This window comes from Brevibacillus sp. FSL L8-0520 (assembly GCF_037963895.1).
Lineage (GTDB): Bacteria > Bacillota > Bacilli > Brevibacillales > Brevibacillaceae > Brevibacillus > Brevibacillus borstelensis.
Genome location: NZ_CP150171.1, coordinates 1,511,168 through 1,537,392, shown reverse-complemented (window position 1 = coordinate 1,537,392; position 26,225 = coordinate 1,511,168). Strand labels below are relative to the sequence as shown.

Below are 26,225 nucleotides of genomic sequence, written 5' to 3'. Positions count from 1 at the left end.
ACTGTGAATGCTAATCTAATAATTGACCACCTAGTGGTACATCGCTCATAAAAAAGTTGACCACCTGAGCACCTCTTTCCTGTATCTTGTAGTTGTCTAGACAACAAGATATAGGAGGAAAGGAAATGCTTCAGATGGCTAATTATGAGTTTATCAGGAAACAACACTTTCTGCTAGGGAAGTCGATTCGTCAAATTTCTCGCGAAACTGGCTACTCGCGTCAAGTGATACGAAAAGCCTTGACATCAACGGAAATCCCTGTATACCAGCTTTCAAAACCGAAGCCGAAGCCAGTCATTGATTTTGTCAAGCCCATCATCTTGGAATGGCTGCGTCAAGATGAACAGGCTCCCCCGAAGCAGCGTCATACTGCCAAACGTATTTACCAGAGACTCGTTGACGAACATGGATTCACCGGCGGTGAATCTACTGTACGACGCTACGTCAGAGAGTTGCGGGTTTCTCCTCCTAAAGCATTTGTCCCTCTTGATTTCCCGCCAGGGCGATTTGCCCAATTTGACTGGGGTGAGGTTACGGTTCATTTACAAGGGAAACAAGTGAAGGTTCAAGTCTTTTGTATGCGTTGCACATACAGCAGAAAGATTTTCATCAAGACATTTGCTCATCAGAAGCAAGAGGCTCTTCTCCAAGGTCATGTAGATGCTTTTGAATTTTTCGGTGCTGTTCCCCAAGTCATCACATACGACAACCTGACAACAGCCGTTAAGAAGGTATTGGAAGGCAAAAATCGCGAGGAACAAGAGCGATTTATTCAGCTACGTGCCCACTACCTGTTTGAAAGCTATTTCTGTGATCCGGGAAAAGGGCATCAAAAAGGCCAAGTGGAAAACCTCGTACAGTTTGCCCAGAGGCAATTTTTTGCACCTGTTCCTAGTGTTTCTTCTCTGGAGGAGCTAAATCAAATCCTCCTCGAAAAATGTATCTCTTACGAGAATACAACCGTTCCCCGGTCTTCCCTAACGGTTGGAGAAGCATTTGTTCAAGAGTTGCCCATCATGCTTCCATTGCCTCCACGGCCATTGGATTGTTTCCGTGTTGTACCCGTGAAAAGCAATACGCTATCCATGATCCACATTGAAAAAAATGCCTATTCCGTCCCGGTTTCCTATGCATCGACCCAACTTATTTGCCGAGTATTTGCTGAAAAAATTGAGGTGTATCACGGAAAAAGCCTGATTGCGACGCATGAGCGGTGCTTGGAAAAAGGAAAGGAGATTTTGCAATACGATCATTATCTGGATTTACTTCTTATTCGCCCAGGAGCAGTTCTTTATGCTAGACCATTGCATCAGGCAGGATTACCCGCCATTTACCAAAAGTTCTTGGACAAGTGCCGTAACCGACCAGGAGGGATGAAGGAGTTCGTTCGACTCTTGCTTTTGCACCGTGAATTCGATACTTCTCTCGTCGAAGAAGCACTGGGGGAGGCCTGCCAAAAAGGGATGTTCCAGTATGATGCCGTAAGGCAATTATTGTTTCAGCGAACATTGCCGGAACACCGTTTGCCCCAACTCTCGTTGGCGGAGGATAGCTCTGTTCCACGTATTCAGGTAAAGGCCCCAGATCTTAGCCAGTACAATCGTTTGTTACAGAAAAGGAGTGTGGTTCATTGAGTACGAGTTTCCTGCTTGAAACCTACGCGAAACGCCTTCGCTTACCTGCGATTAAACGTGTCTATAAGGAAATCGCCCATGATGCTGCTGAACGGCAAATTCCCTACGAGGAGTTCCTCTTAGCCCTACTAGAGCAAGAAGTTCAGCAAAGGGATGCTAACCAAATCGCGAGTCGCATCAAGCACGCCAAATTCCCTTCTATGAAAACGCTCGATCAATTTGAATTCTCGGCGATTCCGTCCCTCAATAAGCCCAAATTGCTTCAACTGGCTCGTTGTGAGTACATCGAAAAGGCAGAGAACATCATGTTTATCGGAAACTCTGGCACTGGCAAAACTCATCTCTCCATTGCACTCGGGAAGGAAGCTTGCCATCATGGCTATTCCGTTCAGTTTTGGACTGCCGCTAAAATATGTAACGAGCTTATGGAAGCTCAGTCCCAAAAGCGAATCCTCCAGCTAGAGAGGCAATGGTTGAAAACAGATTTGATTATTTTGGATGAAGTCGGGTTTGTCCCTCTGAGTCGGACCGGGGCGGAGTTATTATTCCAATTTTGTGCGGCCCGCTATGAGAAAGGAAGCATGATCATTACCAGTAATCTGGAATTTACGGAATGGACACAGATTTTCAAAGATGAGCAAATGACGTCAGCCCTGGTTGATCGGCTTACCCATCGTGCCCATATCTTTGCAATGAATGGAGACAGCTATCGCTTTAAGCAGAGCATTCAAAGATCGTGATCATGAAAAAGTTACCCACCCGACGGGTGGATTGATTTTTGCCATGGTGGTCAATTTTTTGATGAGCACGGTGGTCAACATTTTGATTGACATTCACAAACGACTTTTTTAACCACCTCACTATCAGGGAACCAGCATTTCTTTCCAGCTTCAAAACTCCGAAGCTGTGAGTGCGATTTTTTACGTTCGATGTCGGAAACCGCCAGTGAACGTCTTCGACGGAACTCCGTCATTTAAAGATAAACAAAAAAACGGCATCTCTGCCGTGTAGAAGGAAAACGGCGGCTACATACCTGTTGTCAAAACCGCCGTTGACTTTCAGTTCTCAATTATCAAAACAACTTCTGTTTGTATTCTGCATTTTTTTAAGTCAAGCCCGCTAGCGCTTCGGATTGACTCGTTGGTTATCCTTTGCTCAAAAGCCTTTTGAGACAAATTCAAGATTTCCCGTAACACAGCAGATACTTTCAGCCGAGATGGATAGGGGCTTTTTATGTGTAATTCGATAGGCATGGAAAAATCAATAGCGGGCCCTCGTATTTTGTACTTTGGAAGGCCAACTTCAGCTCCGTTTTTCTGTATCAGCTCCGTATCCATAGCATATTTCTCCACAAGCTCTCCGTTATTGCTATGGAACCCCTCCAATATTTCGGAGGCAATGCTTTTGGGATTGATACGGGAGTAAATAGTCATATTCCATGTAGAATCGCAATTTGAACATTTATAGATTAACCATATATCTAAATACTTGCGTTGAGCATTTACACGAAATAATCCGGAACAAACATACTCTGTTTTTTTGCCACATTTCTTGCAATACTTGATTGCAGGTGGTGGAGATAGATACTGTATATCCACGTTTACGATTTGCATAAAATGTTATCCTTCCTATTCAGAATGAAATAGGAAAGAGAAAAGGCGGATTGTCACAAATCCTTTTCATAAACGTCCCCCCAGTCTGGCATTTCGTCTACCTACATTGTATGATCCTGTCCTGCAAAGCCAAACCTCAAAGACTTTTCGTAAAAGAAAATGAGCCAATACAGTAGATAAACTGCATTGGCTCATTCTATGCTCAAGGAATGTTTCTTTGTTCCCGTATTATCCTTTGCATGCTTTTCAAAGACAAAAAATATTTATCAGCTAATTGTTGCAGACTATTCCCCGCCAAATACTCTTCATAAATCTGCCTATTTCGCTGCTGTAATTCTGTGCGGGTAGATGTATTTGACCCCCATTCTTTTTTCTTGCCTGATTTTCTGGGGATATAGATAAACTCACCGTCTACATACTCTTGCACCATCTCAAGCAAGTCATTCGGGAGTATATGAATCGCCCTCTTATAGCTCATTTTGCTCTCCTAAAAGTTTTATTTTTAGGAATAGCAAAGGCTATGTTCGCATCTGATTTCTACCCTTGTAGCTGTTCATTGCAATAGCCTTTGCTATGCAATGTTAACGATTGGATTAAGCATATATACAAGCCTCCTCCTGCCTAATTTTGTAAAATTATAACACCGCCCTGCTTTGTTATCAAGAACAAGAGCATTTTGGTGCAGCACCGAGCGTGGGCTCCAGATGGGACCTACCCGGGATCGAACCGACGACCACTTGACTGCCCAGTGTGGCGCACTCCCGTAGTGGTTTATTCAACTGCTCCAAAAAACTGATTGGGTACGATCCGCGACTGCAACGGGAGCAACCGTTACCTATCAGAATAGTGCTTGAGCAGCTCTTGTGACAGGAAATAAATACGGTCAATCATTTCACGCGGCTCGATAACCTTTGCCGCAGTACCTAACTGGAGAAAATACCTGGATACAAATTCGACTTCACTTTTATCAATCATAGTGTCAATGTATCCTTGATCTTCATTCATCATCACAATATCAGGCTCCAACCAGGGCTGGCTCCGGCATTGTCTCAGTCCTTCCCTCGTCAACTCCACGTATAATCGGAGCGGATTCATTGGCGATTTGGCAGCGTGTCTGTCCAACCATTCGTGAAGAGTGACTTGCGGGTCTTGATGCCTTTCCATAACCTTCAAGGATAAAATCCGGTCTGTTCGAAACAATTTTACCTCGTTATTGGCAAGATCAATGGCGGGCATATACCAGAATCCATTGTACGTATAGATACCGATTGGGGAAACTTCGCGGATCGTATTCTTTTCTTTTGACGCGTATTCGATTTGCAGGTTCTGCTTCTCTACAGAAGCTTCGATGATTTCCTGTAGAAATTGTGACGGAACGCTTCTTTTTATATTCCAAAAGGACAACACACCCTCCAGCCGATCTATTTTTCTCTTTATATCAATCGGAAGGCTTGAATACAGCTTTGCGGAAACAGATTTGATCTCAATGTCAAAGGGCAGTGATTGATAGAATTGTAGTGATTGAAATGCAAAGAAAATGGAGAAGGCTTCATTCTCGTCAAAGATAATGGGTGGCAGCAGCCTGCTGTTCAACACTCGATAACCGCCGTTTCGACCAGGCTCGGTATAGAGGGGGACGCCCATTTCACTCAACTCTGACAAATACCTATGTGCTGTTCGCACCGAAATATCGAATTCATAGGCAACGTCCTGAGCAGTAAGGAGCGCTTCGCATTGACATACATCATCAGGTTGAATAAGTGTGAACGGCACTGTTAAAATCCTCAATAACGGCACTTGAAAATTCCCCACTTTCGGCAGAAAATCTCTCCCTGGAGGAGAGAAATATGCTAAAGAATGGGGAGTTTTACTTGATTAAAGACATGAAACAAAGAGGAATGAGTACCACGCAAATTGCGAACGAATTAGGGAGGGATCGAAAAACAATCCGTAAGTGGTTGAAGAGGGATGAACCTTCGAAATACCAGCGAACCGTCAAAAAAGCAAGCATCCTCGATCCATTTAAACCCTATATCAAAGCGAGAATGGAAGAAGGCTGCTTAAATGCTGTTGTCTTGTTTGATGAAATTAGAGCCCAGGGATACTCAGGACAAATTAGACTCCTTCGTTCCTTCATGGAACCATTGCGCCCCGTCGTTACCTCCAAGGCAACGATCCGTTATGAAACCACACCTGGTAAGCAAGCGCAAGTAGACTGGGGACATTTCAAAGTTGAATGGAATGGTGGATATAAACGACTATACGCCTTTGTCATGGTTTTGGGATACTCGAGAATGTTGTATGTGGAATTTACGGAGAACGAACGGCTGGATACCCTCATCGGCTGTCACTTACGTGCCATGCAATACTTTGGCGGCAGACCGGATACATGCTTGTACGACAATATGAAAACCGTCATTGCAGGTTACGACGACCAAGGCCATGTATTGTGGAATGAACGTTTTTCTCAGTTTGCAAGTCATCACGGCTTTACCCTCCGGCGTTGTGCCCCCTACCGTGCACGAACAAAAGGGAAAGTAGAAAATGGTGTTGGCTATGTGCGAAAGAATTTTTGGCCTCGCGTACAGTCGTTTACCAGCCTGAGTGACTTGAATCAACAAGTACGCCATTGGTTGGATACGGTAGCCAATGTACGGATTCACGGCACCACACATGAAAAGCCGGTAGATCGATGGAAACATGAACAGTTGAAGCCGCTTAACCCGGTTCCGTTCGAAGAAGTAGAACGGCATACTCGAAGAGTATCCAACGATTTGCTCGTTTCTTACGGAGGAAGCAGGTATTCTGTACCCTATACCTATATTGGTCATACGGTACAGGTACAAGATCTCCAGAATGGTCTTATCCGGATCTATCAGGGCAACACGATTATCGCTGAACATCAAAAAGCAGTTCGTTCCAAACAAGTCGTAACCAATAAAAAACACTTCGAGGGGATTCAAACCCAAAGTCGCGTGAAGGCTCCCCAACCTATGCCGCGTCTGGTTTCAAATCCAAGCCCCGAAGTGGTGGAACGTGATTTATCAGTCTACGAGCAGTTTGCTGACGAGGAGGTGATCGTACAATGATGCTCCAGTCCCGTTTAGAAGAAGCCTTTTCGCAAATGGGATGGGTACGAATCCCGGAAATTATTCACCACCACGCAGAAGAAGCTGCTGCTCAGAATATATCGTATTTGGAGTTCTTGGACAAGCTTTTGCAAGAGGAAATCAAGGCCAAGAGGGAGCGATTTATTCGAATGAAGACACGATTGGCTCATTTACCCTACCATAAAACATTAGAGCAATTCGATTTCAGTTTCCAGCCTTCCGTAGATGAAAGACGGATTCGTGATTTGGCAACCCTCCGGTTTGTGCACCAACAGGAGAATCTCATTTTGCTGGGTCCGCCAGGAGTCGGAAAGACCCACTTGTCTGTTGCATTGGCTTTGGAAGCCATTAAGCAAGGTTTGACAGTTTACTTTACAACTGCTCACGATTTGGTACAGACCCTTCAGATTGCCCATCAAAACAATAGTATCAAACAAAAAATGCGGGCTTTTATTAAGCCAAATGTACTGATCATTGATGAAATCGGCTATCGCAAGATGGATGAAACGGCAGCTCATTTTTTCTTTCAAATAGTTTCGGAGCGTTATGAATCTGGTTCGATTATTCTTACCTCGAACAAGTCTTATGGTTCGTGGGGAGAGATATTTGGAGATACGGTACTTGCCACCGCCATCCTTGATCGATTATTGCATCACTCCCACACCATCAACATTAAAGGAGAAAGTTATCGCATAAAGGAGAAGAAAAAAGCTGGTTTCTTTCGACCAGAGACAATTGTAGATAAAACCGAATGAACGGAATTTTCCCGCCGCCAGCCCCCTCGGGGGCATTATTCAAACAAACCTATTGCCTAATATGGGGAAAATTCAAGTGCAGATAATGGGGAATTTTCATTTGCAGTTGACATAAGAGCTTTGCCTTGGATATAAACATTCACTCCTCACCATAAAACATGTCAGTTATTGTCATGGTATTCTTGTACACTTTCAAATGCAACAAAAACACAGGTCAAATGAGGAGGTTGCTATGAATAATAAGATGGATACGATGAAAGCTGCGGTGCTTAATCGGTTTGGTGGTCCTGAAGAACTCGTTCTGCAAAAGATTGATTTGCCCGAGATCGGACCCGAGGACGTGCTGATTCGCGTTGAATACGCAGGTGTGGGAGAATGGGATACATTTGAACGTCAAGGAGGGTATGCGTCAATGCTGGGCATAGAACCCCGTTTTCCTTATGTATTAGGTTCAGAAGGGGCTGGAACTGTGGCTGCAACAGGCGAAAAGGTTTTGGCATTCAACATTGGCGATAAAGTGTACGCCCCCGGCTTTCTTCATCCCCGAGGCGGATTCTATGCAGAGTATGCATCTGTTCATGTCAAATACGTGTCTCCGATTCCAAATGGTATGACCGTTCAGGAAGCAGCGGTGGTCTCCGGAGTGGGGATTACTGCGCTGCGTGGACTTGAAGATGTATTGGAGCTTAAACAAGGAGAGTCTATCATGATTTTTGGCGCCAGCGGAGGAGTAGGCCACTTGGCGGTACAGCTTGCGAAGTGCAAAGGGGCACGAGTATTTGCCGTTGCTTCAGGTAAAGACGGCGTTGAGATGATACAGAATCTCGGCATCGATGCGGTGATGAACGGCCGTACAGAGGATATTGCTTTGGCATCTAGTACGTTCGCTCCTGAAGGTTTCGATGCTGCCTTGTTTTGCGCAGGCGGGGAGGCCGCCAATGCAGCGATGAAATGTATTCGCAGGGGGGGACGCGTCGCATATCCCAATGGCATACGCCCCGCGCTGCAGGCACGTGACGGAATAATCGTATCTGGATATAACGGCGAACCGGATACCGACATTATTAGGCGATTGCATCATTACCTTGAAAATGATCAAATAACCGTTCATACCAGCCGCACGTTTTTGCTGGAAGAAGCACGCGATGCACATATCGCGCTCACGAATCATTACCTGGGGAAATTATGTCTGAAAGTAAGCTCAGAATGATGGTGGCATGAAATCAAAAAACGCAGCCGGGATTGGCTGCGTTACTTGCTATATATGGTGGAGCATAGCGGGATCGAACCGCTGACCTCTACACTGCCAGTGTAGCGCTCTCCCAGCTGAGCTAATGCCCCATATTTTCCTTAACTTCTCTCGCTTACAAATAGGAGTATAGCACATCCAAATTTATGATGCAACTAAAAATTTCGCTTTCCAAACCTAAAAAGTTTAACCCCCGCCTTTCAATTATATCCTCCATCCCCCTCGGAAACACTCCCCCGTTTTCACTCCCTGCCCTCAACAAAAAACAGTTGACGATTTCCCCTCTCCCCTATTACTATAAACAACAGCATTGATAATGATAAACATTATCAATTACTTATATCCAACTTTTATCTCTTCCTTATTCATTCGTTCAACCCATACTTACTGACCAAAAATCAAAACACAAAACGCTCAACCAGAAAGGGGAAAACTCCCGTGTCCATCAAGTCCAATCCTACCAAATTCCTCGCAGTTCTCAGCCTGTCGGCGATGCTTGCTGCTTGCGGCCAAGCCGGAACCGCCGAAAAAACGGACACAGCGGCCGGTCAATCGCAGTCCGACGCAGTAGCCGGCACTAGTCAAGCCGGTGAAACCACTCAAACTAGCCAGTCCGCCGCTTCAAACGAAGCCGACCAGGCAGCGATCGAGCAATACCACAAATTCGTCATCAGCCAGACGGATCAATTTGTAAAAGAAACCGACGCTTTCGTCAAAGCGGTCAAGGCGGGCGATCTGGAAACGGCCAAAAAGCTGTATGCGCCTACCCGCATGTACTTTGAAAGAATCGAGCCAATCGCCGAATCGCTCGGAGATTTCGACCCGTGGATCGACGCTCGCGAAGGCGATGTACCGGATAGCGAATGGCGCGGCTTCCACCGTTTGGAGAAAGCGCTATGGGTAGACAAGTCAACCAAAGGCATGGACAAAGTGGCTGACCAGCTGCTCCAGGACGTAAAACAACTCCGCGTGAAAGTAGAGCACGTCGAGATCGACACCCAGATGCTCGTGACCGGCGCTGTCGAGCTGCTGAACGAGGTCTCCTCCAGCAAGGTTACCGGCGAGGAAGAGCGCTACTCCCATACCGACCTTTACGATTTCGCAGCCAACGTCGAAGGCGCCAAGGAAATTTACCTGGTCCTGAAGCCGACACTGGAGAAAAAAGATGCAGCCCTGGCGAAAGAAATCGACACCCGCTTTGCTGAGCTTGACCAGTCGCTTGCACCGTACCGCAAAGGAACCGATTTTGTTCTCTACACAGAACTGAAACCGGAAGAAACAAAAAAACTGAGCCAAACGATTGACGCTTTAGCCGAGCCATTGTCCAAAATCGGCACGGTGTTGGAGGGGTAACGGATGGATTCCAATCAGGACCGGAAAACATACACCCGCCGCGACTTGCTGAAGCTGGCCGGAGCAGGAGGCGTCGGGCTGCTGCTCGGCGCCGGCGGCGTGGGCAGTCTGATGATGAACAGCAAGACGACGGCATCTGGGTCCCCCGGCACTCCTCCATCTGCTTCCGAAGACATCGTTCCGTTTTACGGGAAGCATCAGTCTGGCATTGTGACGCCCATGCAGGATTTTATTTGCATGGGTGCTTTTGATCTGACGACGACCGATGTCCAAGCAGTGCGGGAGCTGTTCAAAAGCTGGACAGAGGCCTGTGCGCGGATGGCTGCGGGGCAGGGCGTCGGGGAGGAAAGCACGAATGCATTCCTCCCTCCTACCGATACGGGCGAGGCCATTGGGCTATTGCCGACACGGCTCACCTTTACATTCGGGGTGGGCGCTTCCTTCTTTGACCAGAGGTTTGGCCTGGCTGGAAAACGGCCGGAGGCACTGATCGACATGCCCCGCTTCAAAGGGGACGCGCTGGTCGACGATTGGTCGGATGGCGATGTGGTCGTGCAGGTATGCGCCAACGATCCGCAGGTCGCCTTTCACGGAATACGCAACCTGGCCCGGATCGCCCGGGGGAAAGCTGTCCTGCGCTGGCTCCAGCAAGGCTTCCAGCGTACAGGAGCGGCTGATCCGAAAGGCTCCACTCCCCGCAATTTGCTCGGCTTTAAAGACGGGACGAACAACCCCGATGTACAAAATGCGAGCGTTGCCGATGAGGTCGTCTGGGTTTCCTCCACTGACGGTCCGGCCTGGATGACAGGCGGCAGCTACATGGTCGTCCGCCGGATTCGCATGCGTATCGAAGTGTGGGACCGCACCTCGCTTGGCGAACAGGAGCTGACCTTTGGCCGCCACCGCGATTCCGGTGCGCCAATCGGGGAGAAGGACGAATTCGCCAAGCTCGATTTCAGCAAAAAAGATGCCAAAGGAAGGCCGCTCATCGACCCGGCCTCGCACGTGGCGCTTGCCCATATGGAGGGCAAGGTGCAAATCCTGCGTCGAGGCTACTCCTACTCGAACGGCATTGACCTTAAGACCGGCCAGCTCGATGCAGGCCTGCTGTTTATTTGCTACAACCGCGATCCGCGCAAGCAATTTGTCCCGATGCAGCAAAAGCTCGCTGCCCAGGACCGGTTGAATGAGTATATCGTTCACGTCGGCAGCGGACTGTACGCATGCCTGCCCGGTGTCGGGCAGGGCGGGTATATCGGAGATACATTACTGTGAGGTTGGAGGTGGGCATTTTGAAACGCACAATATCGATTCTGCTGCTATGCTTCCTGCTGGTGTTGCCAGCCTCCTCATTCGCCGCTCCCGAATCGGGCGCCGCCAAGCAGTCAGACCAGCTGATCTCCCTCGTCAGCGATGCGTTGATCTCAGCAGGAGACAAAAATCTGGATCAAGTGAAGGACGCGATCTCCAAGCTGAAGACGCTCTGGGCGGAAACAGCTGCGGAGGAAGCTGAGGGAGCTTCCTCGCCTGGTACGAGCAGTAATTCTACGCCAGGCACAAGTACGGATTCCCCGGACGCCCCCGCCCCGATTGCGGGCGAGGCCAAGAGCAACGGTCCAGAGGCGAAGGCTGTCACGGAGGCCATTGCCGCTGTCGAGCAAGAGCTCTCGCAAGCAAATCCCGATACGGATGCCGTTTATGCGAGCGTGTCTGCCTTGGCAAAAGCGATCGATACGTACGTCTCTTCCCTCGACGGCGAGAGCAAGCAGGAAAAGGCGCATGAAAGCATCAAGAAAATCCTGCCGCTCATTCAAAACAGTCTGACCGCAATCCAGTCGGAGAAATGGGAAGAGGCCAAAAGCAGCTACCAATCGTTCGTCAATGGATGGTACAAAGCAGAGAGCCTGATCCGCCAAGAGGACGGCAAGTTTTACGGAAAGATCGAAGTAAAAATCACCGGCGTGCGGATTGCGCTGAATACAGAGCCGCCGGACAAGGCAAAGGCTGTGCAAAAGGTGCAAGAATTGATCTTTGTCCTGGACGACTATCTGGCCGGCAAATCTGCTGCAGCAAGCGGCGATACGGGGGCTATGGGCGAGATTCACAGTATCTCCGACCTGATTCAGCTGCTCAACGCTGTGCAAACGGACGTGCAAAACGGCCGGGCGACAGACGCAGCGGACAAAATGGACCAGTTCATTGTAGCCTGGCCAACGGTCGAGGGAGTCGTTTTGACGAAGTCGCAGGATGCGTACAACCGGATTGAAAGCAGGATGGTTTCCATCCCCAGCCTGCTGCTCTCCCAGCCTCCGAAGCTGGAGCAGGCGGATGCATTGTTAAATGAGCTCCGTGATGAGCTTGCGCCGTACAGCCAGTCCGTTTCCTACTCGGCTTGGGATGCCGGAGTGATCCTGTTCCGCGAAGGCTTGGAAGCTATCCTGGTCATCGCTGCCCTGCTGACGTTTTTGAACCGCACGGGCAATGCCGACAAGCGAAAATGGATCTGGTCCGGCGCCGGTGCAGGCGTGGTTGTGTCTGGAGTGTTTGCGCTCGTCCTGACTGTATTTTTGTCCCACCTGTCCACAGGCAACTCCCGCGAGCTGATCGAAGGGGTTACCGGTCTGATCGCCGTTGTCTTCATGGTGACGATCGGGGCGTGGCTGCACAGCAAGTCCAATCTGCGCGCCTGGAACCAGTTCGTGGAAAAATCGATTGGGGCATCGGTGGCAAAAGGAGCGCTCTGGTCATTGGCTTTGACGTCTTTTCTGGCTGTAATGCGGGAAGGCGCAGAAACGATCATTTTCTACATCGGGATGGCGCCTTCTATTCAAATGTCTGACCTTCTGTTCGGCATCGGGGTCGCACTCGTTTTACTGGCCGTGATCGGGTACGCGCTGATCAAAATGAGCTCTCGCATTCCGATTCGCTCGTTCTTTTTGGTCGCGAGCCTATTGCTCTACTATTTGGCGTTTAAATTTATCGGCGTGAGCATACATGCCCTGCAGATTTCAGGGAAGCTTTCGGCGCATATGTCTGATCTGTTGATCGACGCCCCTTCATTTGGTTTGTACAGTAGCTGGGAGGGCACCATTCCGCAACTGATCGTTCTGCTTGTCATTGTGTGGAATATAATCCGGGTCGAGCGGAAAAACCTGAAAGCCAGGGCTGCTGTCTCTTAACGCTGAGCATTCCCATTCAATAGAAAATCCCTCTGGCAATACGGCGACTGCTCTTTCGTTTGCAGTCCGCCAAAGCTAGAGGGATTTTTTATTGACTAACACAAATCTTTTTATTGACTAGTTACTACACTTATCAAGGAAGAAATATCACGTTAAGCTCTGCCGTCTTTTCGGGCAGCGGACAAAAACGGTTTCTCCCGCTTCGCCTATTCGTTGCTGATCACGACCGAGTTGGAGTAAGCATCCCAGCCTACCTTCGCTCCCAGCGCTTCGCTGACAAAACGGATCGGCACCATCGTCGTGTCTCCGTTAAAGAGCTGGGCCGGGACGTCCAGATTGATCTTTTTTCCGTTCTTATACGCGACCTTGGACCCGATCGTCAGTTGAATCGTGTTGTTGTCTTTCGTAGCCGTTACGGTTTGGGTCGCTTCGTCCCATTCTACCTTTGCCCCTAGCGCTTCAAAGATGGCACGCAAAGGAACCAGCGTACGACCGTCGATTTCGACCGGAGACTTTTGGAACACTTGCAGCGCCCCGTCGATGAAAATGACGATATCCTTCGTTTGGTTGACGGTGACAAAAGCCGGCAAAGAGGTTGCCCAGGAACCGCTGGCCGTATCCTCCACCTCGATCACAATCGTGTATCCACCTGTCGGCAGGTTCAGCCCTTGCAGGGAGAAGACCGGATTCTTCGGATTCAGCGAAATGCGCTTCACCGACTTGCCGTACTCATCATAGACGACGACATACCACTCATAACTGCTGTACGAGCTTTTCCACTCCAGGGTGATGCTGATCGTTCCATCGCTGTTTACTTTGATGCCGCCCGGAAAGGAGGCGCCGCTCGGAATCGTAAACGTCGAGCTGCTTTTCGTTGAGATCGTCCACGAAATGCTGGAGGAGTACGATTTTTTGCCGCCGTTCACCATTTCCAGAACGAGCGCGTATTCGCCTGCCGGAAGGGACAGGCCTTTGCCGGAGATGGTTGGATTTTTCAGGTTGATCGGAATGCGTTTGACGACCTTGTCGTCCTCATTCAAGACGAGGAGCGTAAATCTCGCCTTTGCGTACTCACTGGTAAGGTCCAGACGGATCTGAATGGTGCCGTCGTTTGACAGGCGGATTTGTCCAGGGAAGTTGAGGCTCGGTACAAATCCTCCGTTGCCCGCAGTTCCTGTGCCTATTCCTACACCTGCTCCCGGTCCTGTACCGACATTACCCGCGCCGCTTCCTGCCGTTCCCGCTGTCGGTATGACAAGCACAGCCGATTCGGAGCGAAGAACGTCACCGCCGTCTGTGACTTCCAGATATATCGTGTATTCACCGCTCGTCAGCTTCAGGCTGCCAAGTGAAATCTGCGGGTTCTTTGGATTGATGCTGATGCGCTTTACTTCCTCGCCATTCTCATCGATGATCACCATCACCCATTTGGCTCGCGTGGAGACAGCGGATGACTTGATCGTAATCTGGATGGTGCCATCCTTGTCGACCTTGATTCCTCCAGGAAAGACTTTCTCCGCTCCCGCATCAGGCAGCACGATTTGCTTTTCCTTGGAGTACTCTTCTCTCGTCACGTCCGGTACGAAAAACGCGGTATCGCGTCCCCGTACGATTACCGTGTACTCGCCCGGGGCGAGATCCAAAGCCTTCGCCGGAATGGTGAATGTCAGTGTTTTGATATTGATTTCAATGCTTTGTCCAGATGGATGGAGAACTCTTTCCTTGCCGTTCTTTGCTTTGGTCGTCACGCCCGAAGCCAGCTTCTCTTTGCCTCCATTCCAAATCTGAATCTCCCTGCGATTCTTTCCTTTTTCATCGGTAAACAAGAGCGACACGTCTGCCTCGTATCGCGTATCGACCACCACCGTACCTGTAATGCTTCCTGTCTGATCTGCGATTACCTCCAGAAAAACAGGGGGAAACGAGTACGTAGAGACAAGCTTCGCCGTATCGTAATCTGCTGCGTAGGCGGGACCTATCCCTGCTGAAAGAATGAGAGAAAATACGGTAATTACGATACTGCCTGCTTTGAAACCCCTTTTCATGCTGTCAGTCTCCTTTTGTCTGATTAAAAGAATGATGGCCGTTCTCCTGAGTGTTCAGGAGATATATTTGTTGCACATTCTTTTATCGGCAATAACCGATGCGAAATTTAGGTATTTGTACCTGATCTTTAAGTCCGAACAAACGAAAGAACCCTGCACATTCGCAGAGTTCCCGTTGCTGATAGACACGCTATTTCTGTTGCACTTTTTCTTTCTGTTGCATTCGCTATTTCACGATCACGACCACCGGTGTACGCTTGCCGCCATACGTGACCGTAATCGTCGCCTTTCCTGTACCCGTCGCCTTGATGATGCCGTCCTTCACGTCGGCCGTCAACAGGCGGGAGGTTGTCCAGAGAGCCGGTATGGTTACATCTTCTTCCGTGCCATCCGTATAGGTGGCAATCGCCTTCACCTTTTTGGTCTCTCCTTTTTTCATTTCGATCTGAACTACATCGGTTTTCAGATACTTCAACATATCCACTTCGACCGGAATGGTAACGGTTTTTCCGTTGTAACGGGCAGTGACGGTCGTCTTGCCGTAGCCGACGCCCGTAATTAATCCTTTGGACACATCGGCGACTTTGTAGCCGGATACCTTCCATTCGGCATCTGCACTGACGTCCGAAGTCCTGCCGTCGGAGAACTTGGCGGTCAGCGCGACTTGCACGCTTTTACCGGATTTCAGTGAAACAAATCGCTTGTTTGCCTCCAGGGCCGTCACGATTCCGACTTCGACCGGCACGGTGACGCTTTTGCCTCCGTAAGTGGCTGTAATCGTGGCGCGTCCGCTGCCATAACCAATGACATGCCCTTTGTCGACATCCGCCACCTTTGGATTGCTCGATTTCCATACGGCGTCATCCGTAACCTTGCGGGATGTGCCGGAAGCGTCTGTTGCTGTCAAAACGATGTCAGCCGACTCGTTGACGGTCAAGATCAGCATGCGAGGCTCAATGCTCAGTGTTTGGGCCTGATCGACTTCGACAGGAATGGAGATCGTCTTGCCGTCAAAGACAGCCGTAACTGTTGTTTTTCCTGAAGCCATCGCCGTTACTTTGCCAAGCACGACTTCAGCAATTTCCGGATTGGCACTTTTCCATACAGCCTGGGCGGTGACATCCTTTTCTTCGCCATCCGTGTAGGTAGCGGTCAGCTTGATCGTCTCGCTTTGTCCATTCTTCATGACCAGCTTCTTCTGGCTCGGGACGATGCTTTGGATGACACCTACGTTCACCGGCAGACTGACAGAGCGGTTCGCATAGGTGACCGTAATCGTAGCCGCACCAGTGCCGACGCCAATTACCGTACCTTGGCGCACAGTCGCTACATTATCCGCGCTGCTCTTCCATTCCGCCTTTTTGGTTACATCTTCGTTGGCTCCGCCCGGATAAATGACGGTCGCCTTTACGTCTGCAGAACCGCCGATTTGGAGATTCAGCGAGGTTTCATCCAGTGTCAGCTTTTGCGGCAGGTCTACATCGACCGGGATGGTCACTTGCTTTCCGCCGTATTTGGCTGTAATGGTGGCTGATCCGGCTTTATAGGCAGAAACAACGCCGTCCTTGACGAACGCGATGTCACTGTTGGAAGAAGACCACTCTGCCTTGTCGGTAATGATTTCCGGTTTCCCGGAGACAAAGGTTGCTTCCAGCGTAATTTTCTCAGAGCTTCCAGAGCGCATTGGCAAGTATGCAGGCTTCGGATCGAGATAGCGGGGCACCTCTACATCCACCCGGATTTGCACGCTTTTTTCTGCGTATTTGGCAGTAATGACCGCTTCGCCTGATGCGTGGGCAATGATTTTTCCTTTGCTGACAGAAGCGACCTCAGGCTTGTCGGAGCTCCATTCCGCTGTTTCTGTTACCGTATCCTTGTTGCCATCTGCGTAGAGAGCCGTGAGCTCAAGCGTTTCCTCGTCGCCAACGTGCATGAACAGATCCTGCTTGTTCACTGTCAGCGTACGAGTCGAGTCAACATCTACCTTGATAGTAGCTGTTTTTGTACCGTACTTGGCCGTAACGACCGCTGTACCCGGCCCGTATGCGGTGATTTTCCCCTTGATCGCATCCGCTACCGCTTCGTTGTCGCTGGACCATTCTGCGACACCGGCGACGTCTTCTTCGACCGAGCCATCCGGGTACAAGGCGGTCAATTTAATCGTTTCAAATTTGCCATTCAGCAAGGAAATTTGCGTTTTTTCCGGCTCCAAACGACGGACAATTTCCACGCTGACCGGGATGGCGACGGTCAGGCGTCCGAACTTGGCTGTTACCGTAGCCGTACCCGAGCCATGACCTTTGATCAGTCCGTTGGTCACAGTGGCTACCGATGTATTGTCGATCGCCCAGTCCGCTTTTTCTGTTACCTCTTCCGTTTTGCCATCACTATAGGAAGCGGTCAATTTCAACTGTTGGGATTTATCCTTCCTGATATCGACCGACTGCTTGTCCACTGTCAAGGCTTTCAGCTTTTGGGTGACCGTGGCTGTAGCCACCGCTTGTTTTCCCATGTAAGAACCTGTAATGACAGATGTCCCTACCGCTTTGGCTGTAACCGTTCCTGCGTAGACAGTGGCTACGCCTGTGTTTTCACTATTCCATTCCGTCTTTATCGTGACATCCTCTGTCTTCCCTGAGACATATACCGCAGTTACTGACAGCGAGATCGTGTCTCCGGTCTCCATCGCTAATTCGTTTTTGGACAGGACCAGACGTGAGATTTCATCCGCTGCCAATGCTGTCCCCACGGTTCCGCCTCCACATATGAGCAGCAGAGCGAGAAACCCAAGTAACAGTTTTCTCCAGTTCATGACTTTCCTCCCCCGTTGGTATTTTGAAGTCCCTTTTATGGTTATCGGCACCAGGGAATAATTTTACATGAGCCTTGCGTTTTAATTGTGTCCAAAATGTGTCTGAATAGTGTCAAGGAACCGCCTTTGGAAAAACTCCCCGGAAAAACATGCGCTCCCGTAACGCTTTTCAAGCTAGAATCGTCATTAATACTTGAAAAGCTGCTCGACCAAATCCATGACGTGTCTTGTGGTCCGACTGCAGCCATACAGCTCCGAGCGTGTGCCGAAGTACCGAACGTGTACCGCGTCCGCAGGAGGCACCCTTTTCCGCAAAAAAAGCAGCCGTCGGGGCGGGCTGGGCATTTTTCATTGGTTCGGACGATTCTTTTGGTCCAGCCGATTCTACATAATTGATACAGGAGCTTGAGGAAAAATGAATGTACAAACAGGAAATAACGATGGAAGGTCAGTTCGAATGAATCCATCCCGCATAAAGCCCAGCAAGAGCCGAAAGCAGCGAATATTTCGAATCCTCGCTGCCTGTATCGTGATCTTGGGCTGCTGGTCCGGATATCTTTTGTGGAAAATCGAGCGCACGATTCAGGAGGCTGTGCCGCGAAAGGCGGATGTGGCGATCGTTCTCGGTGCAGGCGTCTGGGGTGACCGTCCGAGTCCGGGACTGCGGGAGCGGCTGGACCAGGCGGTGGAGCTTTATCGGGAGGGGTATGTACCATACCTCTTGGTTACGGGGGGGCTTGGCGAAGGGAAAACGTCCACGGAAGCTGCCGTCATGCGGAACTATCTGGTTGAACAGGGGGTGCCCGAGGATCGGATCTTCATGGAGCATCAAGCCCGGGACACCTACGAAAACCTGCTTTTCAGCAAGGAAATCATGCAGCAGCACGGGCTGTCGCAAGCTCTCGTGGTCAGTCACGATTACCACCTGGCGCGAGCGGTCGACATGGCCGAGTCGATGGAAATAGACGCTTCGCCCGTCGGAGTGAAATCCCACGTCCTGTACGGCCCTTACCATAAAGCAAGAGAGGTGCTGGCTCTCACCAAATGGCACCTCTCTCATCCGTTTTGACTATTTTCCTTCGATCCGCTGGTTTTTTCGCATAATCGGATATACATCGACATAATGGCGGATTCGCTCCATGACGCGAGCCGCCTTTGTTCGTTCGATCCGGTTGCCGTTGGAGATGGACATGTGCTCCTCCAGCTCTTCCAGCGAGTAGTTGGAAGTAAACAAGGTAGGCAGGTGATTGTTGACGCGATGGTTCAAGATGACGCCGATAATCTCGTCTCTCACCCATGGCGTCAGGTTTTCCGCCCCGATGTCATCGAGGATGAGCACGGGCACTTCCTTCAAGACCTCCAGCTTCGCCGAATGGGAATGGTCAGCCAGCGAGTCTTTCATCTCCCGGATGAAATCCGGCACATAGACCATCAGCGAAGGCACGTTCCGTTCGGAAAGCTCGCGGGCAATCGCCCCCATCAGGTAGCTTTTTCCGACTCCAAACGGTCCGTGCAGGTACAAGCCTTTCAGCTTTTCCCCTGTTCCTGCCCGCTCGCTGAATAATATCCCCGCTGCGACAGCGGCCCGATTCTCCGCATCCAGCTCCAGTTTTTCAAAGCTGGCCTGCATCGTCTCTTCGGAAATATAGTAGCTGCGCATCAGCCGGCGGCGGCGCTGGTCTTCCTCGTACACTTGCTGCTTTTCACAAGGCGTAATCGGACTGACGATGGAACCTTGAGTTACTTCGAGTTTGCTCCTGTGTCCCTTGACCAGGTTCGGGCATTTCTCCAGCCCTGGGCAGCGCTCGCACCAGTATTGCTCCTTTACAGCGGTATAGACGCTGGAGAGCGCTTTGAGATAGTCATCGCGGCCAAGCTCGGGATGCGCCTGCTGAAACGCCTGGAGGTACCCGGATGAACGGAACATTTTGTCCAGCTGCTGGTCAGGCGTCAGTAGCTGCCGAGGCGTCCGCTTGGCCAGCTCTTGCATAAATTCACCGATTGATTCCATCTGCCTTTTACACTCCTCTCTGCCGCTTCCTGAGGGATTCGAGCATCTTTTTCAGTTCCGGATCATCCTCGATCGTCTTGACCCGCTCCGGCTTTGCTTGTGGCGTCTCCTGATCGCTTTGTTCCCGCTGCTGCTCCTGGGAAAGCTGCCATTCTACCGAGGCAGGCAGCTTGTCCTGCAAAACGGCGCGGCCATTTCGGCGGACCGGTGTATCCTTGCCCGTTTTTGTTTGTCTTGTTTTCTCCGCATGCTGAGCCTTTTGGTCGGCCCGCTCCAGTATCTGGCGGACGGCTTCGTCCACTGTCGTAATCCGCTTTGCCTTCCAGCTGTCGCGGATTGTCTCCATGTAAGCCTTTGGCAGCTCCATCTGCATGCTGCTGAGCGTATGGAGCAGCAGCGCATTGACCACCTCGACCGTCATCCCGTCGTTGAACAGCAGGCTCTCCGCCCGCTCCAGAAATACTTTGCTCACGCGGCCTCCGACGACCTTTTCAAGCAGCGTCAGCGGAGAGAGCTGGCGGCAGACCCGGACGAACATTTCGCTGCCTGGCTGAGGAAGCTGGCCCGGCCCCCATTCCTCTTCACCGGGAACCGCGCTCGGCGCTATCCGCACGAGCTTGTCGTCGGTATAGCGTTGAATCAGCCGTTTGCGGAGCACCTCGCTGTCCAGCGAGCCGTCCGGCTTGTACAGCGTCCAGTCTCTGAGCTCCTGGCCCAGTCCCCAACTGTCCAACTGGTAGAAATGTTGCAGCCTGTACAGAACCTCGACGCCTTCTTTGGAAAACACCTTGTCGGACTTGGCGTTGTCCGGAAGGTAGTGACGCAGCGAAGACAGGCTGAGCGGATGGTCCACGGCAGGCTCAAACCCGGCCTGCATCGGTGCGGGAGGATAGCTCTTTTCCATCTCCGAGAGGAACTGCTCCCGCTCCGAGCCCCGATGCACTTCCAGCTCGGAAGCTTTCAATGATTGAAACACTTCGTGAAAATCCTTGGTCACATCTTCGGTGATCGTATATTCCTGATCCAAAGCCGCTCCCAAGTGATCCGCATATTTTTGTCTGAGCTGCTGGTAACGAATATTTTCAATCTTGTTTAACAACATGAGCGACAATACGTAATCCGCAAAAAATTCATTCGGTGTCAGCGGAGGCTTCACCATGTACTCGTAAAAGTAGTCTCGCTGCAGGTTTTCCCTGCGCCGGACTGTGACGAGGCCGAGTGCTTCCAGCCGCTCACGGGCCAAGAGCAGTCGATCCAGTGTAAGTCCGCTCATCAGCATCAGATTGCGGTGTGTGCTTTCAGCTGCGGCCCCGCTTACCTCCTGCACCTCGTGAACGAGCAGTTGATAGAGGGAAAACGAATCTGAACCGATGATCGGCAAATATAGCTGCGTGACGTAGCCCAGCTCGGCGAAGCTGAGAGGTCTCATCATTCGGACCACGCAACGATCTTTGGGCATCAGTTCGTTCCAAACGAGACGGCGCATGTATCTTGTTCCTTCCTGTCCATTCTGGTTCTCCTATTATAGCATGTCTGACTGGTGATAGATACGAGAGTGACTGGAAGCCGGGAGCCGAAGCGGCTGCAAAGCATGCCGTCTCGGTCCGTCGAATATGGGCTGCCTTTCGTCTGTATGCCAAAAAAGGCGGAGGCTGAAGCGCCTGTCGCCTGAGACTAAGTACCCAGAAAAATTTATGGTGACCGCAGTGGCTTTTTATGATTCCGTGTTGCCGCGAGCCTGGGACAGCAGCTCCTCCAGTTCTTTCATGAAAACATTGATGTCTTTGAACTGGCGGTAGACCGAGGCGAAGCGGACATATGCCACTTCATCCACATGGTACAAACGCTCCATGACCTTCTCCCCGACATCCTTGCTTGGTATTTCGGCTTGACCGCAGCTGCGGAGCTCTCTTTCAATCTCATTTACCACATTTTCCAAGACTTCGAGCGTGACAGGCCGTTTCTCGCATGCCCGGACCAACCCGCGCAGTACCTTCTCCCGGCTAAACTCTTCTCGTGTTCCATCCTTTTTAATGATCAGCAGCGGTGTTTCCTCGACCACTTCAAACGTGGTGAAACGGCGCTCGCATTCTTCACATTCGCGTCGACGTCGGATTGACTTGTTATTGTTAAAAGGGCGGGAATCTAGGACTCTAGTCCCGTTATACTCGCAAAACGGACATCGCATCCGAAATCAACTCCAATACTGTCAATACTTTTAATAGTGTCCCTCAATTTGACAGCCAAAGTCAAGTCAATCCTTCTACCTATTTCATGCACCTGACTATTGGAGTACAATAATGGTACAAGCTGGAGGGATTCGTATGAGATTAGTTTCAATCAGACATGTGCAACCCGGGATGAAAGTGGGACGCACGATCTTTACGGAAGACGGCAAGGTTTTGCTCGGCGTTGGAATGACGCTTACCGATCGCCTGATCCAGGGATTGCAGCGATCCGGTATTGACTCTCTGTACATAGACGATCCGCGCACGGCCGATATTGTGGTGGAGGATGTCATTCGTCCGGAGACCCGTCAGGTTGCTGTCGAAACCATTGAGAAAACCGTCAAACAGATCACCAATTCCAATAAATTGGCCCGCAAAATTTCGCTCAAGGAAATGGGGCTGCACTTTCAACAAGCATTCGGCTCCATCTTGGACGACCTGATGCAAAACAGACAAATCGTCATGCATCTGGCCAATATATCTACTCACTCCCCATCTCTGTACCATCATTCCGTCAATGTCGCGGTGCTGTCTACCGCCGTGGGAATGTCGCTTGGCTACAATCGCAATCAGTTGATGGAGCTCGGGATTGGGGCAATGCTGCACGATATTGGCAAGGTGGAATTGCCCGCCGAGATGCTGAAAAAGACCGAGCGCTGGAATCAGGAAGAAATGGAAGCTGCCAAACAGCACTGCATTCTGGGATTCAATATATTGCGCAAACAGCACGATATTTCACTTCTCTCTGCGCACGTCTGCCTGCAGCACCACGAACGTCTGGACGGCAGCGGATATCCACAGGGCCTAAAGGGTAAGAATATTCACGAATATGCACAAATTGTTGGCATTTGCGATATTTACGACTCGCTTACTTCTCCGCGTCCATGGCGCAAGCGCTACATGCCGCAGGATGCTCTCGAATATCTCCTCGGCTCAGGCGGCCATTTGTTTGAACATCGGCTGATCAATGCCTTCCGCAGCCACATCGCGATTTTTCCGATCGGAAGCAGCGTGGTGCTCAACACGGGCGAGGTAGGCGTCGTCTGCCGCGTCGATCCGGAGTACTGCCATCGTCCGACCGTCCGAATCCTGAAGGACGGGCGCGGGAATGACGTGCGGGCAAGCTATGATCTGGATCTGAAGACGAATATCAAGCTGTTTATCGTCGGATTTGAGGACGATCAGCTCTTCTCCCTCGGAGGATTGTCGGAGAGCAAGACGACGTAATTCCATTACTTGGGAATTCCCTCTGCCAGGAGTTGTGATTTCGAAGACAGGACGCAGAAATTGTATCTGCGTCTTTTTTGTGCGTGGCTTTTGTAACGGGAGCGTAAGTATGGTACACAAAAAACCCCCAAGCAGTTGGGGGTTTCAGCCTGTAGACAAAGTTCCGTAAGGAACAGGGTCTGCAGGCTTTTTTGTTGAATATAGAACATGTTACGTTTTCAAAAGTTATTTTTTAGAGGTGGCATTATGCTTAATAAGCAAGAGGCCGAAGGGCGTTATCAGATATCTGCATTCTCGCTAGATGAGTTGGTGCCAGAAGATCATCTCGTAAGAAAAATTGAAAATGCAATCGACTTTTCGTTCATCTATGACTTGGTGGAAAGCCTCTACTGTCATGACAATGGCAGACCCAGTGTTGACCCTGTAGTCTTAGTTAAAATTGCTTTCATCCAATATATTTTTGGAATTCGTTCCATGCGACAAACGATTAAAGAGATCGAAACCAATGTTGCCTATCGGTGGTTTATTGGCTATGATTTCAGTCAGCCCATTCCCCATTTCACGACCCTAGGCAAGAACTATGTTCGCCGTTTTCGGGATACTCAACTCTTCGAGTCGATCTTCCTTCGAATATTGGAGGAGGCGGTTCATCATGGATTCGTGAAGCCTGATGTGCTTTTCATTGATGCTACGCATGTAAAAGCCAGTGCGAATAAGCATAAATACGTGAAAGAAATCGTTGAAGAACAAGCGAAGAAATATCAAGAGCTGCTGGACGAAGAAATCAATCAGGATCGTATTGCACATGGAAAGAAGCCCCTTGAAAAAAAGACAGAAACTTCGAAGAAGGAGGTGAAAGTCAGCACAACTGACCCGGATTGCGGATTGTTTGTAAAAGGGGAAAAGGAACGTGTATTTGCTTATAGTTTTCATACAGCATGTGATCGAAATGGATTTGTGCTTGGTGCCAAGGTAACGCCAGGCAATGTGCATGACAGTCAGGTTTTTGAGGATGTTTTGAATCAAGTGCGAAAGACGTTTGCACAGCCTCAAGCTGTGGCAGTGGACTCGGGATACAAGACGCCTTACATCAGTAAAACACTCCTTGATGACCAGATTCGCCCCGTTATGCCCTACACAAGACCACGCACCAAAGAAGGTTTTTTTAAAAAGCACGAATATGTGTATGATGAATATTTCGACTGCTACATCTGCCCGAACGAGCAAATCTTAACATATGAGACAACAAACAAGGATGGGTACCGTATCTATCGATCAAATTCTCAAGTTTGCCGAAGTTGTCCGTTCTTGAAACAATGCACGGAAAGTAAAGACTACACAAAGAGAGTGAGTCGCCACATCTGGGCTGATTACCTCGAAGAGGTAGACCACCTCCGGCATACCGAGGAAAACAAACAAATCTATAGCAAACGGAAAGAAACGATTGAACGTGTATTCGCTGATATGAAGGAAAAGCATGGCATGCGTTGGACGACCTTACGAGGACTGGAGAAGGTCACGATGCAGGCGATGCTTGTTTTCGCTGCCATGAACTTGAAAAAAATGGCGACCTGGCTATGGAAATCAGGTCGCCAAAAGGTGAACGATCAAAACACCTTCGGTATTTTCATCAAATTATTAAACAAACTCCCTCTGCTGTTCGTTCAGCGAGGGAGTTTGTCTGCAACCTGAAACCCCCAAGCAGTTGGGGGTTTTCGCAATTTATTGTTTCATTCCGCTCATTGATTCTGTGTTTCCATTCTCTAAGCTTCTGCATTACTTCGCTGCGACTGCTGCCTTTGCCTCTTGGCGAGCCTGATTGTGGTCTTCGGAGACGTGGCGAACCAAATCGACTACGCGGCAGGAGTAGCCCCACTCGTTGTCATACCAGGCGATTACTTTGACTTGGTTGGTGCCCATTACGAGAGTGGAAAGACCGTCGATAATAGAAGAGTGGTCATTGCCGTTGAAGTCGCTGGACACGAGCGGCTCATCGCAAAATTCGATGTACCCCTTCATGCTGCCGTCCGCCGCTTCACGCAACACGCGGTTTACTTCCTCTACAGTAACTTGCTTTTTGGTATTGATCACCAGATCGACCACGGAAACGTTTGGCGTCGGTACGCGCAATGCAAAACCGTTCAGCTTGCCGTTCAATTCTGGCAATACTTTTCCTACGGCACGAGCTGCACCAGTCGTTGTAGGAATGATCGATTCGCCAGCTGCACGAGCCCGGCGCAAGTCTTTATGCGGATTGTCGATGTTTACCTGGTCGTTGGTGATGGAGTGTACAGTCGTCATCAGGCCCTGCTCGATGCCAAATGCCTCATGCAGCACCTTGGCAACCGGTGCCAGACAGTTGGTCGTGCAGGATGCGTTGGAGACGATGTGGTGCTTCTCATGATCGTAAATATCGTGGTTGACCCCCATAACGATGGTTGCGTCTTCTTCTTTGGCGGGAGCTGTGATCACTACTTTTTTCGCACCGCTCGCAAGATGCTTGCCTGCCCCTTCGCGGTCCTTGAACTTTCCGGTTGCTTCCACCACGATTTCCACGCCGAGCTCTCCCCAAGGCAGCTTGAGCGGATCGCGGTCAGAAAGGACAACGGTCGGTTTTCCGTCTACGATGATTTTGTTGTCTTGTACTTCCACTTTATGGTTAAACCGTCCATGAATGGTGTCGTATTTCAACAGGTGTGCGAGTGTTTCGGGCGGATAGCTTGCGTTGATAGCGACGATTTCGATGTTGGGGTCCTGAACGGCGCGGCGAAATACCATGCGCCCAATTCGGCCGAAACCATTAATACCTATTTTGATAGTCATATTTAGAAACCCCTTCCCTTATTGAGTTACACTTATCCGTTACTCTTATTATAATAAGTATGACACAATTATCAATGTGTTTTACTGAAAAATAAATATTTGGACGATTTGCCTGATGCGATTGTCCTGAATTTCCGCTGATTTGTCCTGACGTTCCCTGGTTTCGGGCCTCTCTTCGGCCTGATT

The 26,225-nt window shown here is 49.9% G+C and carries 20 protein-coding genes and 1 tRNA gene; 11 read left to right on the top strand and 10 right to left on the bottom strand.

Annotated elements, in window-relative coordinates:
* Nucleotides 1–125: 125 nt before the first annotated feature.
* Both istA (NSQ24_RS07795) and istB (NSQ24_RS07790) read left to right on the top strand, forming a co-directional pair.
* The gene (istA, locus tag NSQ24_RS07795; RefSeq protein WP_251256056.1) at nt 126–1,634 is read left to right on the top strand and encodes an IS21 family transposase; all 1,509 of its coding nucleotides are present in this window, start codon (nt 126–128) and stop codon (nt 1,632–1,634) included.
* Nucleotides 1,631–2,374 carry an IS21-like element helper ATPase IstB gene (gene istB, locus NSQ24_RS07790; protein ID WP_025846873.1) on the top strand — a complete coding sequence of 248 codons (744 nt, stop codon included), beginning with the start codon at nt 1,631–1,633 and terminating at the stop codon, nt 2,372–2,374. Before istA (NSQ24_RS07795) ends, istB (NSQ24_RS07790) begins: the two co-directional genes overlap by 4 nt.
* 318 nt (nt 2,375–2,692) lie before the next feature.
* On the opposite strand, the gene NSQ24_RS07785 is transcribed toward istB (NSQ24_RS07790), so the two are convergent.
* The 3 genes from NSQ24_RS07785 to NSQ24_RS07775 form a co-directional block, all read right to left on the bottom strand.
* Nucleotides 2,693–3,247, bottom strand: a complete 555-nt coding sequence (locus tag NSQ24_RS07785; RefSeq protein WP_327970109.1) for a DUF1062 domain-containing protein — start codon at nt 3,245–3,247, stop codon at nt 2,693–2,695.
* A 202-nt stretch (nt 3,248–3,449) separates the two neighbouring features.
* Nucleotides 3,450–3,725 carry a CD3324 family protein gene (locus NSQ24_RS07780; protein ID WP_003387935.1) on the bottom strand — a complete coding sequence of 92 codons (276 nt, stop codon included), beginning with the start codon at nt 3,723–3,725 and terminating at the stop codon, nt 3,450–3,452.
* A gap of 353 nt (nt 3,726–4,078) precedes the next feature.
* On the bottom strand, nt 4,079–5,044 hold the full coding sequence (locus tag NSQ24_RS07775) for a YafY family protein (protein ID WP_339167567.1): 966 nt from the start codon (nt 5,042–5,044) through the stop codon (nt 4,079–4,081).
* 50 nt (nt 5,045–5,094) lie between these two features.
* On the opposite strand from NSQ24_RS07775, the gene istA (NSQ24_RS07770) reads away from it, so the two are divergent.
* The 3 genes from istA (NSQ24_RS07770) (at nt 5,095) to NSQ24_RS07760 (ending at nt 8,322) form a co-directional block, all read left to right on the top strand.
* Complete coding sequence (istA, locus tag NSQ24_RS07770; protein WP_339166746.1) at nt 5,095–6,336, top strand: IS21 family transposase; 1,242 nt, start codon at nt 5,095–5,097, stop codon at nt 6,334–6,336.
* Entirely contained in the window at nt 6,333–7,112 is a 780-nt protein-coding gene (gene istB / locus NSQ24_RS07765; protein WP_338462886.1) for an IS21-like element helper ATPase IstB, read from the top strand. The genes istA (NSQ24_RS07770) and istB (NSQ24_RS07765) overlap by 4 nt, the downstream gene beginning before the upstream one ends.
* A gap of 232 nt (nt 7,113–7,344) precedes the next feature.
* Nucleotides 7,345–8,322 (top strand): NADP-dependent oxidoreductase, encoded by a 978-nt coding sequence (locus NSQ24_RS07760; RefSeq protein ID WP_339167565.1) that lies wholly within the window; start codon nt 7,345–7,347, stop codon nt 8,320–8,322.
* 55 nt (nt 8,323–8,377) lie between these two features.
* Here NSQ24_RS07760 and NSQ24_RS07755 read toward each other — a convergent pair.
* Nucleotides 8,378–8,453 (bottom strand) — tRNA-Ala (locus NSQ24_RS07755).
* A 400-nt stretch (nt 8,454–8,853) separates the two neighbouring features.
* Here NSQ24_RS07755 and efeO point away from each other — a divergent pair.
* From efeO to NSQ24_RS07740, 3 genes are read left to right on the top strand one after another with little or no spacing between them, the layout of a single operon-like run.
* Nucleotides 8,854–9,714, top strand: coding sequence for an iron uptake system protein EfeO (gene efeO / locus NSQ24_RS07750; RefSeq protein WP_051567333.1), 861 nt, complete (start codon nt 8,854–8,856; stop codon nt 9,712–9,714).
* A 3-nt stretch (nt 9,715–9,717) separates the two neighbouring features.
* Nucleotides 9,718–10,989, top strand: coding sequence for an iron uptake transporter deferrochelatase/peroxidase subunit (gene efeB / locus NSQ24_RS07745; protein ID WP_024983189.1), 1,272 nt, complete (start codon nt 9,718–9,720; stop codon nt 10,987–10,989).
* Nucleotides 10,990–11,006: 17 nt separating this feature from the next.
* Nucleotides 11,007–12,893, top strand: coding sequence for an FTR1 family protein (locus tag NSQ24_RS07740; RefSeq protein WP_035991247.1), 1,887 nt, complete (start codon nt 11,007–11,009; stop codon nt 12,891–12,893).
* Nucleotides 12,894–13,099: 206 nt separating this feature from the next.
* Here the strand turns inward: NSQ24_RS07740 and NSQ24_RS07735 are convergent, their stop codons facing one another.
* Together NSQ24_RS07735 and NSQ24_RS07730 are read right to left on the bottom strand one after the other, a co-directional pair.
* Nucleotides 13,100–14,938: a copper amine oxidase N-terminal domain-containing protein gene (locus NSQ24_RS07735; protein ID WP_339167562.1), complete on the bottom strand. Its 1,839-nt coding sequence runs from the start codon at nt 14,936–14,938 to the stop codon at nt 13,100–13,102.
* 226 nt (nt 14,939–15,164) lie between these two features.
* Nucleotides 15,165–17,750, bottom strand: coding sequence for an Ig-like domain-containing protein (locus tag NSQ24_RS07730; protein ID WP_003387949.1), 2,586 nt, complete (start codon nt 17,748–17,750; stop codon nt 15,165–15,167).
* Between the two features lie 457 nt (nt 17,751–18,207).
* Between NSQ24_RS07730 and NSQ24_RS07725 the strand changes: the two genes are divergently transcribed.
* The gene (locus tag NSQ24_RS07725) at nt 18,208–18,819 is read left to right on the top strand and encodes a YdcF family protein (protein ID WP_003387951.1); all 612 of its coding nucleotides are present in this window, start codon (nt 18,208–18,210) and stop codon (nt 18,817–18,819) included.
* Here the strand turns inward: NSQ24_RS07725 and dnaI are convergent, their stop codons facing one another.
* The 3 genes from dnaI to nrdR all read right to left on the bottom strand — a co-directional run bounded on the left by dnaI (nt 18,820) and on the right by nrdR (nt 21,949).
* Nucleotides 18,820–19,761, bottom strand: a complete 942-nt coding sequence (gene dnaI, locus NSQ24_RS07720) for a primosomal protein DnaI (RefSeq protein WP_003387953.1) — start codon at nt 19,759–19,761, stop codon at nt 18,820–18,822.
* 7 nt (nt 19,762–19,768) lie between these two features.
* The gene (locus tag NSQ24_RS07715; protein ID WP_003387954.1) at nt 19,769–21,247 is read right to left on the bottom strand and encodes a DnaD domain protein; all 1,479 of its coding nucleotides are present in this window, start codon (nt 21,245–21,247) and stop codon (nt 19,769–19,771) included.
* A 228-nt stretch (nt 21,248–21,475) separates the two neighbouring features.
* Nucleotides 21,476–21,949 carry a transcriptional regulator NrdR gene (gene nrdR, locus NSQ24_RS07710; RefSeq protein ID WP_024983186.1) on the bottom strand — a complete coding sequence of 158 codons (474 nt, stop codon included), beginning with the start codon at nt 21,947–21,949 and terminating at the stop codon, nt 21,476–21,478.
* Nucleotides 21,950–22,085: 136 nt separating this feature from the next.
* Between nrdR and NSQ24_RS07705 the strand changes: the two genes are divergently transcribed.
* Both NSQ24_RS07705 and NSQ24_RS07700 read left to right on the top strand, forming a co-directional pair.
* Nucleotides 22,086–23,216: an HD-GYP domain-containing protein gene (locus tag NSQ24_RS07705; RefSeq protein ID WP_003387956.1), complete on the top strand. Its 1,131-nt coding sequence runs from the start codon at nt 22,086–22,088 to the stop codon at nt 23,214–23,216.
* A 246-nt stretch (nt 23,217–23,462) separates the two neighbouring features.
* The gene (locus tag NSQ24_RS07700) at nt 23,463–24,908 is read left to right on the top strand and encodes an IS1182 family transposase (protein ID WP_024985259.1); all 1,446 of its coding nucleotides are present in this window, start codon (nt 23,463–23,465) and stop codon (nt 24,906–24,908) included.
* Nucleotides 24,909–24,992: 84 nt separating this feature from the next.
* Here NSQ24_RS07700 and NSQ24_RS07695 read toward each other — a convergent pair whose 3' ends face one another.
* Nucleotides 24,993–26,039 carry a glyceraldehyde-3-phosphate dehydrogenase gene (locus NSQ24_RS07695; RefSeq protein ID WP_003387957.1) on the bottom strand — a complete coding sequence of 349 codons (1,047 nt, stop codon included), beginning with the start codon at nt 26,037–26,039 and terminating at the stop codon, nt 24,993–24,995.
* Between the last annotated feature and the right edge of the window lie 186 nt (nt 26,040–26,225).